The following is a 13,307-nucleotide window of genomic DNA, read 5'->3' on the forward strand; positions in this document are numbered from 1 at the left end:
CCAATGTGAAAGGTGTATTTGCAGCGGGTGACTGTACCACAGTGCCGTACAAGCAGATCATCATCGCGACCGGTGAAGGTGCCAAGGCATCATTGTCTGCTTTTGATTACATCATCCGTTCGGGGCAATAAAAAAAATAGCACCTGGGTTCCCCAAAACCGAGGTGCTATATCTTGTAAATACATTATTATCGCTTTATAGGAGCTCAGGACGCTAACACCCGAGTTCCTTTTTTTATATTTATTATTGGATCAGCCAAAAGTGTCCCCACACACTTTCAGCTGTTCTTTGCCTCTCACTTTTTGTTTTCAACCCTTATTTTTATACTTTCCCCAAGGTTGTCTTTACATAAAGTACTATTTATCCATCGCTTCATTTTTTAAGATTTGAATAAATTCAAACCCTTAAATTTTTCCAGTAATTGTTCTTGTGTTTCCCGATGCTCCGGATGTGAGACAATGCATTCAATTGGACAGACATCCACACAGGTCTGATGCTCATAAAAACCGACGCATTCCGTACAACGGTTCACATCAATTTCATAGACTTTTGCACCTTCATAAATCGCGTCATTCGGGCATTCCGGTAAACACATATCGCAATTGATGCATTTGTCGGTAATTAGCAGTGCCATATTTAACTCGCCTGATAAGCCAGTGAAGATGCTGAAATATCCACAGTCGAGCTTGGCAGATTACGGATGAGCAGGGCATATTGCATATCGACATCTGCCGGAACCGGAATCTCGACGATATGACCTGAACCTTTAGCGTCTTCGATCAGATTACCTTTTTTGTCTTTCATTTCGGTTAAAGTGAAGGTGATATTTCCTTTAGTCGTCATCAGTTCGAGTGAGTCACCGACAATAAAACGGTTTTTCACATCGATCTTGATGTAATCGCCATTACATTCCAGCACCTCACCGCAGAAAATTTGATGATCAAAACTGGAAGAACCATGTTCATAATTCTGATATTCACTATGTACATGACGACGCAGAAAACCTTCGGTGTAACCACGATTCGCTAAGCCTTCCAATTGTGTCATCAGTGACGGATCAAAAGGTTTACCCGCAAGTGCATCATCAATCGCTTTACGGTAAATTTGAGCAGTACGGGCGCAATAGAAATAAGACTTGGTACGGCCTTCAATCTTCAGTGAATGTACACCTACTTTGGTTAGTCGCTCTACATGCTGAACAGCACGCAGGTCTTTGGAATTCATGAAATAAGTTCCGTGTTCATCTTCTTCTGCGGCAAACATGTCTTCTTCGTTGCGCTGTAACAGCACTGGCTCGTTGAATTGGTGCTGCATCTGCATGTGCTGTTCATCGGCATCTTTTGAGCAGCAGCCTGAATCAAGATTTTTTACTGGAATGACATCACCGGTTTCATCTTCCTTGGCATCCAGAACTTTATATTCCCAACGGCAGGCATTGGTGCAGGCACCCTGATTGGCATCACGTTTGTTCATATAGCCAGACAGCATGCAACGGCCAGAGTAGGCCATACACAATGCGCCATGTACGAATACTTCAATCTCCATATCAGGCACTTGCTGTTTGATTTCTGCAATTTCTTCAATCGACAGTTCACGTGACAGAATGACACGGGTCAGACCCATGTTTTTCCAGAATTTTACGGTTGCCCAGTTCACGGCATTCGCCTGAACAGACAGGTGAATATCCATCTCTGGGAAATGTTCGCGTACCATCATAATCAGTCCTGGATCGGACATGATCAACGCATCCGGCTGCATTGCAACGACCGGTTCCAAGTCACGGATAAAATTTTTCAGCTTGGAGTTATGCGGCTGGATATTGACCACCACATAGAATTTTTTGCCGAGAGCATGTGCTTCTTTAATACCAATCGCTAAATTGTCATGGTCAAATTCATTATTACGAACCCGCAGGCTATAGCGCGGTTGGCCGGCATAGACTGCATCTGCACTATAAGCAAAAGCGTAGCGCATATTTTTGAGTGAGCCAGCTGGTGAGAGAAGTTCGGTAACGGTAGTAATGCTCATGATCAAATCGAAAGACATATAAAAATTACGGCTTTATTCTAATCATCTGGAATCTGGATTCAACCTAGTAAATCACTCGGAAATACGCGATTTGGATGTAAAACAAGGTTTTATTTTAAGTAGGGAATCCTCCATAAAATGTCTTCAATATTCAATCATTTTCAGGGTTTTCAAGCGTTTTTAAAATCTGGCAATGATCAATGGTGGTTGGGGTATTGCAACTTTCTCTCAGTGTGATTAGTTGTCGTTCAAATATCTGTAATTCTTTAATTTTATTTGAAATATCCGAAAGATGCTGATCAATCAGCTGGTTGACGGCACAGCATTCCTGCTCCGGATTTTGTTCGAGTTGAATCAAAGTTTCAATCTCTTTTAAAGACATGTCCAAGGCACGACAACGCTTAATAAAAAGTAGTCTTTTTAATGCGTCTTCACCATAATAACGATACTGATTACTTGCTCGAAAATTCGGCTGAATAAAGCCTTTTTTCTCATAAAAACGTAGGGTATCAGTGCTTAGACCAGTCTTTTTGGCCATTTCTGAAATCAAATAAACTGACATATCGCCCTCATGCTTGACCTTGGAGTTAGTCCATAGTTTCTAATCAATTTATCGTATTTTAGATAAAAAATCATCGGGGGAGTTATATGGCCTGTAGTTGTAGTCCTGAACCGGCACCCATCAAGCCCAACAGCAAATTTAGAACAGCGCTATGGATTGCCTTGCTGGTGAACTTCACTTTATTTGTAGTAGAGCTGATCGGTGGTGCTTATGCACATTCATCGGCCTTGTGGGCAGACGCGCTAGATTTCTTTGGTGATGCCGTCAATTACGGGATTTCTTTGGCTGTACTAGGTGCGAGCCTCTATTGGCGGGCAACAGTCGCTTTGGTGAAGGGAATGACCATGGCGTTGTTTGGTCTTGTAGTGATTGGCAAAGTGATTTATGCCTATCTGCAAGGTATTTCACCTGAAGCACTGACAATGGGCCTGATTGGCGTGTTGGCCTTAGTGGCGAATGTATTTACAGCAGCAATTCTTTATGCTTTTCGTGAAGGTGATTCCAATATGCGGTCGGTCTGGCTTTGTAGCCGCAATGATGCAATTGGTAACTTTGCGGTCATTTTGGCAGCCGTAGGCGTATTTGGTACGGGCAGTCTTTGGCCAGATATTATTGTGGCTGTGATTATCGCAACACTCGGCATCACATCAGGTTATCAAGTGATTAAGCAGTCCCTGAAAGAAAGATCACTTAAACATAAATCCAGCTAATTTTTATATTTAAAGCTGTCCTGCAGGGCAGCTTTTTATTTGTTTTCATTTTTATAATACGTGAAAAATAAAGCTTTACAAATAAACAAATTAAATTAGAATCTCTCGCGAAATTCATAAAATATACATAAATTTTAATAATTTATTTTTTTTGCATCGTGCGAGGGTTAATGTGGATTTAATTAAAATTTTTTCAATATTGGCAATATCTGGTCTAGCCGCTTGTAGTTCCAAAGTCGTGACTTATGATGCAACAGGAAAAATCATCGGTTCATGTAAGGCAATGCGTGGCCTACTTTCAACTGCAAGTGCACATTGTAGTGGTTCAGGCGATGCCTTGGGTGTGAATTACAATACGCCGGATGCTGCTACGGGCCTATTACCAACGCCACCAAGCCAAAATCAGATTAATTTAAAACCGTAAATAATAAAGGGGAATATCATGAAATTATCAGCACTTATTGCACTCGTAGCGACTGTTGTATTGACGGGCTGTGCATCGACAGTGACTACATTTGACTCTCATGGCCGTATGATTGGTTCATGTAAAGCGCAAACGGGTTTCATCATTGCCGGTGGCGCAGGCTGTTCAGGTTCTGCAAACCAGGAAGGTCGTGATCATTAATTATTTGGTGATTATTCCAATAAAAAACCGGACTTAAAAGTCCGGTTTTTTATTTTAGAAAATCTTATTTTTCTACGAATGCACGTTCAATCACGTAGTCACCCAGAACGCCCATTTTTGGAGATTCTTTCAGACCGTGTTGGTCAAGAAGCGCAGCAACGTCATCTAAGAATGCCGGGCTACCACATAGCATGGCACGGTCAGTTTCGGGATTGAAACGTGGCAGACCGATTTTTTCAAACAGTTCACCGGTTTCAATCGCAGTCGTGACACGACCTTGATTTGGATATTCTTCACGGGTTACGGTTGGGTAATATACTAATTTTTCTTTCGCGCCAAGTTCAGAGAAGAATTCATGATTTGGCACTTCATTCAGGATCAAATCTTGATAAGCCAGTTCTGAAATGAAACGGGTACCGTGAACCACGATAATCTTTTCAAAACGCTCGTAAGTTTCTGGGTCACGAATCGTAGAAAGGAACGGCGCAAGACCTGTACCAGAGGAAAGAAGGTACAAATTTTTACCAGGGTTTAAGTCATCTAGTACCAATGTACCTGTAGGCTTTTTAGAAACCAAAATGTCATCACCCACTTTTACTTTCTGTAAAATCGAAGTCAGTGGACCATCTGGCACTTTAATTGAGAAAAATTCTAACTCTTCTTCGTAGTTGGCGCTTGCAATTGAATATGCGCGCATTAACGGCTTGCCATTGACTTCAAGGCCGATCATTACAAACTGACCGTTTTTAAAACGCAAAGCAGTGTCACGAGTCGTTTTAAAAGAGAATAAAGTATCATTCCAGTGGTGGACGTGAGTAATCTTTTCGACGTTAAAAGCAGCCATTAAAGGTCTCAATAAATTATCAAATTAGAACAGCTTGCTATTCTAATCTAAATTCATTCTCGATAAACTGAATATATTTAATTGAGCTTATCAAAAAAAGTGATGATGACTGAACTGACGCTGCCGATTATTGGTTATATGCGTTCTCCCTATAAAGAAAAATTTGGTATTCCGCGTCAGCCGAATCTGGTTCAGGTCGAAAGCTATATCGAAATGGTCGGGCCGTATAATGATCTGCTCGCCTTTGAGGGGATTGAAGAATTCAGTCATCTTTGGCTGGTCTGGCAATTTCATGACAATAAAAACCAGAACACCAGCCAGTTTCGTCCACAAGTGCGTCCGCCGCGTTTGGGCGGTAACAAGAAAATAGGCGTGTTTGCTACGCGCAGCATGTATCGTCCATCACCGATTGGTTTATCTGTAGTCAAACTCAAAGAAGTGAGAAAAGTGGGCAAGCATGTTCGAGTGTATGTGACAGGGAGTGACTTGCTCGATGGCACGCCAATTGTCGATATCAAACCTTATATTCAATATTCGGATGCCATTGTTGAAGCACAAAGCGGTTATGCACAGGATGAACCATCACGTAAAACCGTCATCTGGAGCGATGAAGCGGAGCAACAAAAGCAACAATTACTGTTGAATGGAAAAATTTCTGTGCAGACTATTCAGGAGCTGGAAGCTGTCTTATCTCTAGATCCAAGGCCAGCATATCAGGATGATGAGGAACGGATTTATGGGATGAAGTTTGCTACGGTAGATATCCATTTCAAAGTTCATACTCAGCAAGCGATAATTACTGCTATCCATCATACTTCTTCCTGATTTATAGACTCCACCACACCAATCCAATCAATACTGCCATATGAATAAGCTGTACTGGTGCAAAATACAGGGCAAATTTAAATCCACCAGTCAGGGCAGCATTCACCGATTTGGCCATTGCATGGGCTCCCAGACCTAATAATAGGGCGTAAATAAGATGGGTATTGGAAGGATCTCCTTGAATCACCACACCTGCCATTGCAGCATGAACCTCAAATAATGAAGCGAGCAAGGTGCCGGCCAATAAGCCGGCATTACCAAGCCACAATTCAAGCGCATAAATTCCGGCCTGAATCAGTGTTAAAGTAACTGCAATAATGACAGCTTCTTTTAGGCTGAACATCGGGCTGTCCGCAGATTCCAACTCTTGGACCGGTTTCGCCTTGCGCAATAATAAAAATGCACAGGCTGCCAGAAGGATTACGGCAACTAAAGAGGGCAAGAGCAGGATTTTAAGCCAGCTCCAGGATACGCCCCCGATCACAATCAATAGCAGTACAATAGTCGAGATACAGGACATCAGCGCGGCACCGGCATTCGATCGTGCATCCATTTCACCTTTACGGACCTGTAAACCCAACTGAGCGATGGTCGCCGTACTGGAAACAAAACCGGAAGCGATGGAGGACAGCATCAGGGCATTTTTAGTCGAGAAAAAGCGTTTCGCAATATGCGCCAGAGCTTGTACCACTAAAATTAAGGTCAGTAATTTTAAGATAAGATAAGGGTTAAGCACTTCGCCCCAAAAAGGGCGATCAGGGGTAAGAGGCAAGCCAATCAAAATCAAGGCCAGTAATAACAGTCCATCCCTGAATTCGGCTTCTTTAATCCATTTTCCGGCAATATTGTGCATAGTATGCTTGGCCATCAAAATACCGGTTAAGAGCACAGAAAGACCGGCTGCCAGAGGAATATTCCACAAACACATGGCGCCAACAAAATAGGTCATCACAAATGCAAGCTCTGTGGTAATGCCCGGGTCATCTGGCTGATTTTTGATGGATAAAATGACCATGCCACCCACGATCAAAGCACCTATTACAGCAATTACGATTCCAAACAGGAAACACAGTGCACCCAATAAAGCACAGATCGCAAAGGAACGTAAGCCGGCAAAACTCGGCTGCTGCTCACGTTGCTTATGCCGCTCCCGCTCCAGACCAATCAATAGGCCGCAGCCTAATGCCGAGGTGAGTATCGTGAGCAGTTCATGAAAAGAATGCGCATGCAGGGGAACCGCAGTCAAATCCATCTGTGACCTCAGCAAGCTAAGAGTTGATTATTTAAAAATATATGCAACGAGATCAGGTTTGCATAGATTAAAAATGTTGCGGTAACGATCAAATTCATTATTTGCTTTCTTTTTGAGATTGAAATAGAAACGTACATTCGATAGGTTGGGAGCATGCGAAAAACTGCAAAAACTTGTTATAGTGGAGGCAAGTTTGGGGACTGATAATAATGAAATTTGACTTTGAAATTGATACGGCATGGTGTCTAGACCAACTCTTTAAAGGCGGTAAAATCAGTGAACGCGACCGAATGCTGGTACAAACCACTCATCGGCAACGTGAACAATTAAAATGGCACCCTTTACAGTGGATTGCCAATTTTAATCTGGTCGATCAGTCCCATCCTCAAACGACTTTGACCCTGAATCGTTTATGTCAGTGGCTGGCAGAAAAAACCGGATTGATGTTCTATATCATTGATCCGCTCAAAGCTGATGTACAGGCATTGACCAATGTCATGTCGCAGGAATATGCACTGCGCAACCATATTTTGGCAGTAGAAATTCAGGCAGACAAAGTTCTGATCGCCACGGATCAGCCTTATAAAACCGAATGGGTGTCGAATCTCGAGCAAAATATTTCCCCGAAAAAAATACAACGGGTATTACTGAATCCAGAACAATTACAACGTTATATTACTGAATATTATCAGGTCAGTCGCGCAGTCAGTGGTTCACAAAAATCTTCTGCCTATGACCGGGAAAATAAGGGCGTTGAAGCCTTGCTGCAACTGGGTGATTCACAGAATCCGGATGCCAATGACCAGCATATTGTCAAACTGGTGGACTGGGTGCTGCAATTTGCCTTTGAACAAGGTGCCAGTGATATTCACATGGAACCGCGTAAAGATACGGGCAAGATCCGTTTCCGGATTGATGGCGTACTGCATACGATTTACAACATGCCCGCCAATACATTGACCGCCGTCATTTCCCGGATCAAGATTCTGGGCCGGATGAATGTGGCGGAAAAACGAAAACCACAGGATGGCCGCCTGAAAACCCGCACGCCCAAAGGACAGGAAACTGAATTGCGTTTGTCGACCTTGCCGACGGCCTTTGGTGAAAAACTGGTAATGCGTATTTTCGATCCGGAAGTGCTGGTCAGAAGCTTCCAGCAACTCGGTTTTGAAGGTCATTTGCTGAATGACTGGAACAATCTGACTAGTCATAGTCATGGCATTATTTTGGTCACAGGGCCAACCGGTTCCGGTAAAACTACTACGCTTTATTCAACCCTGAAGCAGCTGGCGACGGAACAGGTCAACGTCTGCACGATTGAAGATCCGATCGAGATGCTGGAACCCAGCTTTAACCAGATGCAGGTCAATAATGGCATTGATCTCGGTTTTGCTGACGGCGTGCGCGCACTGATGCGTCAGGACCCGGACATTATCATGGTCGGGGAGATTCGTGATCAGGACACTGCGAATATGGCGATTCAGGCAGCATTGACCGGTCACCTGGTTCTCTCAACTTTACATACCAATGATGCGCCGTCGAGTCTGGCCCGTCTGCATGATCTGGGCGTACAGCCATTTTTGACAGCAGCAACCATCTTGGGTGTGCTCGCTCAACGTCTGGTGCGTAAGCTCTGCCCACATTGCAAGCAGGAAAGTTTCCTGAATGAGCAGGAGTGGCAACATCTAGCTACGGATTATCCTTTGCCGCGACCGGAATTTGTCTTTAAGGCGGTGGGCTGCGAAGAATGCCGGCATACCGGCTATAAAGGCCGTATCGGGATTTATGAGTTTATGCCACTGAGTCTGACCACTAAACAGCTGATTGGTGCCGATGCCAACTTGAACCAGCTGCGTCAGCAGGCTAAAAAAGAAGGGGTAGAGCCGCTCAGAATTGCCGGGGCGCGCAAGATTCTGGAAGGTGTGACCACGCTTGAAGAAGTCCTGAGAGTCGTACCCTTAAATTAATTTTGAAAATAAAGCAATCTTAAGATTCAATTCATCTTTGGCTGTTTTAATAGCATCATCGAAACAAGGCAAGACTTTAAAGAGGTAACTGCGATGAAAATGATGGTAAATACGGTTTTGGCAGCTGCATTGATGGGTTCTATCGCGACGGCTACGATAGCAAGTAGTGACACTGCAGTGAATCAGGCCGCTTTTGCTAAATCGACCACAGTCCAACAGGCACTGGCGATGAAAGATGACAGCAAGGTTCAGCTCAAAGGTTATGTCGTGAAAGCAGTGGGCGATGAAAAATACCAGTTCCGTGACAGCACAGGCACTATTACGGTTGAGATTGATGATGAACTTTGGCAAGGCAAACCAATTTCAGCTAAAACACCGGTAATCATCACAGGTGAAATTGACATTGATTATAAACCGGCAAAACGTGTTGAAATTGAGGTTGATCAGGTTCGTTTCTAATATCGCCTGATTTGCTGAAATCAGTTTGAACACGGCAAAAAAAACCACATGCAAGTTACCAAAAAGCATGTGGTTTTTTTGAGTCTAGAACTTTTTCAGGGCAAGATAGAACAAGGAAGCAAACGGAGCAGAGTATGCGTATTCTTTTGGCAGAAGATGATCAGTCTCAGGCAGACAGTATCCAGACCTGGTTGGAAATGGACGGTTATGTGATTGATCGGGTCGAGCGTGGTGATCATGCGATCCTGGCGATTGAGCAACATCAATATGACTGCATTCTGCTGGATCGTGGTCTGCCGAATGCCACTGGAGACGAGATTCTGAAAAGTTTGCGCAGCCAACATCAAGATACGCCGGTGATTTTTATTACGGCTAAAGACAGTATTGATGACCGGGTTGAAGGTCTGGATTTAGGCGCGAATGATTATCTGGTCAAACCTTTTAGTCTGGAAGAGCTTTCGGCCCGGGTTCGTGCCCAGCTCAGACAGAAACAGCAAACACCGAATCATATCCTGCACTGGCAGGATCTTAGTCTGGATACTCAAGCCAAAACCCTGACTAAAGAAGGTCAAGCTATCAATCTCACGGCGAAAGAATTTCAGATTTTATACAAGCTGATGCAGCAGCCTGAACATATTGTTACCCGTGAACAGCTGGAAGAATCGCTATATGCATGGGGTGATGAAATTGAAAGTAATGCGATTGAAGTATTTATCTATCAACTGCGTAAAAAAATCGGCAGCCAGATGATTAAAACCATTCGCGGTTTAGGCTATCGCATGCATAAAGCAGAGTCTTAACCCCATGTCGGCTGCTATTTCCCTGCAAACCCGGCTGATTAAACATGCGCTGTTTAGTTCCATCTTGGCTGGAATATTGGCCTGGCTGCTGTTATTGGGAATTTCCAGTTATCAGGCCAGTCAATTGCATGATGAATTAATGGAGCAGATTTCTGAGTTACTGCTTGGCGATGTCACCCAGGCCAAAGACGCCCAGGTGGATGAACTCAGTGAACAGTTTGATATCCAGTATGCCTTGTTGCTGGGCCAGGAGGTACTTACTACTTCGATTGATGATGAATTAATTAATACCATTCCAAAAGTACAGAAAAATGGCTTTCAGTTTGCTTATGAAAATGGCCGTTTTATCCGTATTCTGACTGCCAAAGATAATGATCTTCAGGTCAAAATCGTACAGCCACTTTCAGTACGTTTCGATGAACTCTGGCAAACCACATTGGGCTTTGCCGGGATCTTATTCATTTTATGGCTAGTGCAATGGCTGATTTTGCGTGTTGCGATCAGACGCCAGTTACGGCCATTAAACAAGATTTCCCGGGCGATTGGTTCTAAAACTGCTCAGGATCTGAGTCCTATCAAAACGCCTGATCCTGAAATCACTGAACTGCAACCGATTATTCGTCAGCTGAATGCCATGCTCGGCCGGCTGGAAAAGTCACTGGCTGCCGAACAGCGTTTTACTGCAGATGCTTCACATGAGCTGCGTTCGCCACTCTCTGCCATTCAAATGCGTCTACAGGTTTTAAAACGCAAATATCAAGATGATGCACAGCTCCCTCAGGCATTGCAGCTGATTCAAAATGATGTCAATCGCGGCACGCAGGTACTGGAAAACTTACTTTTGCTGGCACGACTCGATCCGGAGCGCACAGAGCAATTACCACCGCAAACTATCAATCTTAAAAATCTGGTTCAGGAGGCTTTGCAGGCATTGCAGCCTTTTGCACAGGAAAAAGATATTCATTGGAATCTAAACCTTGAGGATGCTGTGATCGAAGCGAATCAGGAGCTGATCTTTAGCTGTATCCGAAATCTGGTCGACAATGCTATTCGTTATACGCCGCCACAGGGAAAGGTCGAGATCCGAACGGTTATTGAGCAGAAACAGATACAGTTACTGATTGAAAACTCAGGAGAGGGGATTGCTGATGATGTACTGGAACGTTTAGGTGAACGTTTTTATCGGGCCTTGGGTACACGAACTCAGGGTTCAGGTTTAGGCCTGTCCATTTGCCAGAAAATTATGGCATTGCATGCGGCTAAAATTGATTATGCGCCGTCAGATTTGGGGGGACTTAAAGTGTCATTGAGTTTTAAACATGAATCCTAATCAGAGATTAAAAAACTAAAAAGCAGTATGCGCTGATTCATACTGCTGCTTCCCACGTTTGTTATTATTAGAACTGATTTAATTATTTGGTCAGAATAAGACGGTTGTTGCGGGTCAGGCGCAAGCGGTATTCTTCACCGGCATGCATGATCCGGATTTCACGACCCAGTGCAAACAGATTGTTGGAGTGCAGCATTGGCAAGGCATGGTGAGTATCATTGTTACGGGTAAATAGGCTAAATGGGGCGTTCATTCCGTCGACTCCGTGGTGTATTTTGGATTGATATAAATGATAATCATTATCGAATATGTCTGTCAACGAAATATTGAGCAATTTATAAAAAACTCTAATTTGCTTACAATCTGTAAAACTTTAACGGTTCTGTACATCATGACTAAAGCTACGATTCATGTCGCAATTGCTCTTTTATTTCATCAAAATCAGGTTCTAGTCGGCTGGCGTGAAGCCAAGCAGCATCAGGGCAATAAATATGAATTTCCAGGTGGAAAAGTTGAACAGGGCGAATTACCAGTCGAAGCCTGCCGCCGCGAAGTGATTGAAGAGGTCGGTGTTGATATTGAACGCTGGCATGCCTCTGATTTTATCTCCCATGAATATGAAGATCTCATTGTCAATTTGCATATTTTCCATGCTTCAGTACAGCCTGAACAACTGGCTGAAATCAAACAGCCTTGGCGCTGGTATCCTCGGGAAGAACTTGGACAGCTGAATTTTCCGAAAGCCAATCAGTCCATGATCCAAAAGCTGCAATGGCCGCAGCGCATCAAGATTGCTGAAGATATAGATATCTTATCAAGTCTGGATACAGATCAAATGTTGTATTGGCGCGTACAAGCAACGCCTGAACGGATCATGCAATTACAGCAATATCCGGTAGATCAACTCTCCAAGTTAATCATTAATCAGCAACTCTGGTCCCAACTGAATGAATTGCAGCAGCAGACGATTCGCACGATTCATCTAAAACAGAATCAACTGATGAACCTGAAACAAGGCGAATTGAAATCTGGCTATCGTTATCTGGCAGCTTGTCATGATTTGACCGCTTTAATGCATGCTGAACAGATCGGTTGTGAAGCGGCTTTACTCAGTTCGGTACTGACGACTGCAACGCATCCAGATACACCTGCGTTAGGTTGGGAGAGATTCAAGCAAATGGCAGAGCAGGTACAGATTCCGGTTTTTGCTTTGGGCGGGATGAAGGCTGATGAACTCGATTATGCAAAAAGCCAGCATGCTTATGGCATTGCCGGCATTCGCTATATTTAAACACTTTATTTGGAAAATAAACTTTCTATTGGTAAGTTAGTTTCTATAAAAAATCTTAAAGCTTTTTCAGTGCCTGTTGAGCTTGCTGAATCGCTTTAGCGTTTTTCCGCAACTGAGCAGATTTAAGGCGCACTTGCCAAAGCTGCTTTTTCATGGCACTAGATTGTGCATAACTCAGGCCACGTAAGGCAAAGGCATCCGCACGTGCCGGCTGGTTTTTACGGTTGGCGATCATGCCCAGGTATAAATAGGTTTCCGGTGCCTGAGGTGCCAGTCGCTGTGCCTGAGTTGCAGAAGCTTCAGCTTGAGCAAACTGCTGCTTGCTATAGGCTTGCTGGGTTTGCTGCATCAGACTCTTGAAGGCCGGCAGATTACGTCCATCATCAAACTTTTGGCTTTTCGGCTTCTGTTCAGGAATGACAATTTTCTGACGTTTGATGTCAGGACGGTCATAAGGCGTAATCACTACGCCGTCTGGCGTTTGTCCCTTAGGTTTTTCCACCGCAGGCTTGGCAGGGGTAACTGGCTTTTCTGGCTCAGATATACTTTGGCAGCCCACCAGACTGAGGATGAGCAAACCAGGGAGGATTTTTCTTAACATAAACATAGACTCA

At 43.8% G+C, this 13,307-nt stretch carries 16 protein-coding genes and 1 pseudogene; 10 read left to right on the top strand and 7 right to left on the bottom strand.

Translation table 11 applies throughout. The features are described 5' to 3' along the window. Positions 1-131: pseudogene (locus WAK81_RS06045) on the top strand (pyridine nucleotide-disulfide oxidoreductase); the annotation flags it as partial. A gap of 248 nt (positions 132-379) precedes the next feature. Here WAK81_RS06045 and WAK81_RS06050 read toward each other — a convergent pair. The 3 genes from WAK81_RS06050 to WAK81_RS06060 all read right to left on the bottom strand — a co-directional run bounded on the left by WAK81_RS06050 (position 380) and on the right by WAK81_RS06060 (position 2,590). After that, positions 380-634, bottom strand: a complete 255-nt coding sequence (locus tag WAK81_RS06050; protein WP_422196105.1) for a YfhL family 4Fe-4S dicluster ferredoxin — start codon at positions 632-634, stop codon at positions 380-382. Between the two features lie 2 nt (positions 635-636). Then, a complete protein-coding gene (gene yegQ, locus WAK81_RS06055) occupies positions 637-2,046 on the bottom strand; it encodes a tRNA 5-hydroxyuridine modification protein YegQ (protein ID WP_422196106.1) in 1,410 nt (469 codons plus the stop codon). Between the two features lie 133 nt (positions 2,047-2,179). Further along, positions 2,180-2,590, bottom strand: coding sequence for a Cd(II)/Pb(II)-responsive transcriptional regulator (locus WAK81_RS06060; RefSeq protein ID WP_005247458.1), 411 nt, complete (start codon positions 2,588-2,590; stop codon positions 2,180-2,182). Between the two features lie 86 nt (positions 2,591-2,676). Here WAK81_RS06060 and WAK81_RS06065 point away from each other — a divergent pair, with 86 nt between their 5' ends. From WAK81_RS06065 to WAK81_RS06075, 3 genes are all read left to right on the top strand, one after another. Continuing rightward, positions 2,677-3,300: a cation transporter gene (locus tag WAK81_RS06065; RefSeq protein ID WP_422196107.1), complete on the top strand. Its 624-nt coding sequence runs from the start codon at positions 2,677-2,679 to the stop codon at positions 3,298-3,300. A gap of 172 nt (positions 3,301-3,472) precedes the next feature. Further along, on the top strand, positions 3,473-3,724 hold the full coding sequence (locus tag WAK81_RS06070; protein WP_422196108.1) for a hypothetical protein: 252 nt from the start codon (positions 3,473-3,475) through the stop codon (positions 3,722-3,724). Positions 3,725-3,742: 18 nt separating this feature from the next. Next, on the top strand, positions 3,743-3,925 hold the full coding sequence (locus WAK81_RS06075) for a hypothetical protein (protein ID WP_422196109.1): 183 nt from the start codon (positions 3,743-3,745) through the stop codon (positions 3,923-3,925). A 64-nt stretch (positions 3,926-3,989) separates the two neighbouring features. Here the strand turns inward: WAK81_RS06075 and WAK81_RS06080 are convergent, their stop codons facing one another. Next, on the bottom strand, positions 3,990-4,769 hold the full coding sequence (locus WAK81_RS06080) for a ferredoxin--NADP reductase (protein WP_004279005.1): 780 nt from the start codon (positions 4,767-4,769) through the stop codon (positions 3,990-3,992). A 105-nt stretch (positions 4,770-4,874) separates the two neighbouring features. On the opposite strand from WAK81_RS06080, the gene tsaA reads away from it, so the two are divergent. Beyond that, entirely contained in the window at positions 4,875-5,594 is a 720-nt protein-coding gene (gene tsaA / locus WAK81_RS06085) for a tRNA (N6-threonylcarbamoyladenosine(37)-N6)-methyltransferase TrmO (protein ID WP_422196110.1), read from the top strand. A 1-nt stretch (position 5,595) separates the two neighbouring features. On the opposite strand, the gene WAK81_RS06090 is transcribed toward tsaA, so the two are convergent. Beyond that, positions 5,596-6,846, bottom strand: a complete 1,251-nt coding sequence (locus WAK81_RS06090; RefSeq protein ID WP_422196111.1) for an MgtC/SapB family protein — start codon at positions 6,844-6,846, stop codon at positions 5,596-5,598. 209 nt (positions 6,847-7,055) lie between these two features. Here WAK81_RS06090 and WAK81_RS06095 point away from each other — a divergent pair, with 209 nt between their 5' ends. From WAK81_RS06095 to WAK81_RS06110, 4 genes are all read left to right on the top strand, one after another. Further along, positions 7,056-8,813, top strand: coding sequence for a GspE/PulE family protein (locus WAK81_RS06095; protein ID WP_422196112.1), 1,758 nt, complete (start codon positions 7,056-7,058; stop codon positions 8,811-8,813). A gap of 93 nt (positions 8,814-8,906) precedes the next feature. Next, positions 8,907-9,272: a NirD/YgiW/YdeI family stress tolerance protein gene (locus WAK81_RS06100; protein ID WP_422196113.1), complete on the top strand. Its 366-nt coding sequence runs from the start codon at positions 8,907-8,909 to the stop codon at positions 9,270-9,272. A 134-nt stretch (positions 9,273-9,406) separates the two neighbouring features. After that, entirely contained in the window at positions 9,407-10,072 is a 666-nt protein-coding gene (locus tag WAK81_RS06105) for a response regulator transcription factor (protein WP_422196114.1), read from the top strand. A gap of 4 nt (positions 10,073-10,076) precedes the next feature. Next, entirely contained in the window at positions 10,077-11,402 is a 1,326-nt protein-coding gene (locus tag WAK81_RS06110; RefSeq protein WP_422196115.1) for an ATP-binding protein, read from the top strand. A gap of 82 nt (positions 11,403-11,484) precedes the next feature. On the opposite strand, the gene hemP is transcribed toward WAK81_RS06110, so the two are convergent. Then, positions 11,485-11,655, bottom strand: coding sequence for a hemin uptake protein HemP (gene hemP / locus WAK81_RS06115; RefSeq protein WP_004645578.1), 171 nt, complete (start codon positions 11,653-11,655; stop codon positions 11,485-11,487). Between the two features lie 138 nt (positions 11,656-11,793). Here hemP and WAK81_RS06120 point away from each other — a divergent pair, with 138 nt between their 5' ends. Beyond that, positions 11,794-12,693 (top strand): NUDIX domain-containing protein, encoded by a 900-nt coding sequence (locus WAK81_RS06120; RefSeq protein WP_422196116.1) that lies wholly within the window; start codon positions 11,794-11,796, stop codon positions 12,691-12,693. Positions 12,694-12,748: 55 nt separating this feature from the next. On the opposite strand, the gene WAK81_RS06125 is transcribed toward WAK81_RS06120, so the two are convergent. Continuing rightward, entirely contained in the window at positions 12,749-13,294 is a 546-nt protein-coding gene (locus tag WAK81_RS06125; RefSeq protein ID WP_422196117.1) for a tetratricopeptide repeat protein, read from the bottom strand. Positions 13,295-13,307: the final 13 nt, after the last annotated feature.

The sequence above is a fragment of the Acinetobacter sp. genome (assembly GCF_049284435.1).
Taxonomy (GTDB): domain Bacteria; phylum Pseudomonadota; class Gammaproteobacteria; order Pseudomonadales; family Moraxellaceae; genus Acinetobacter.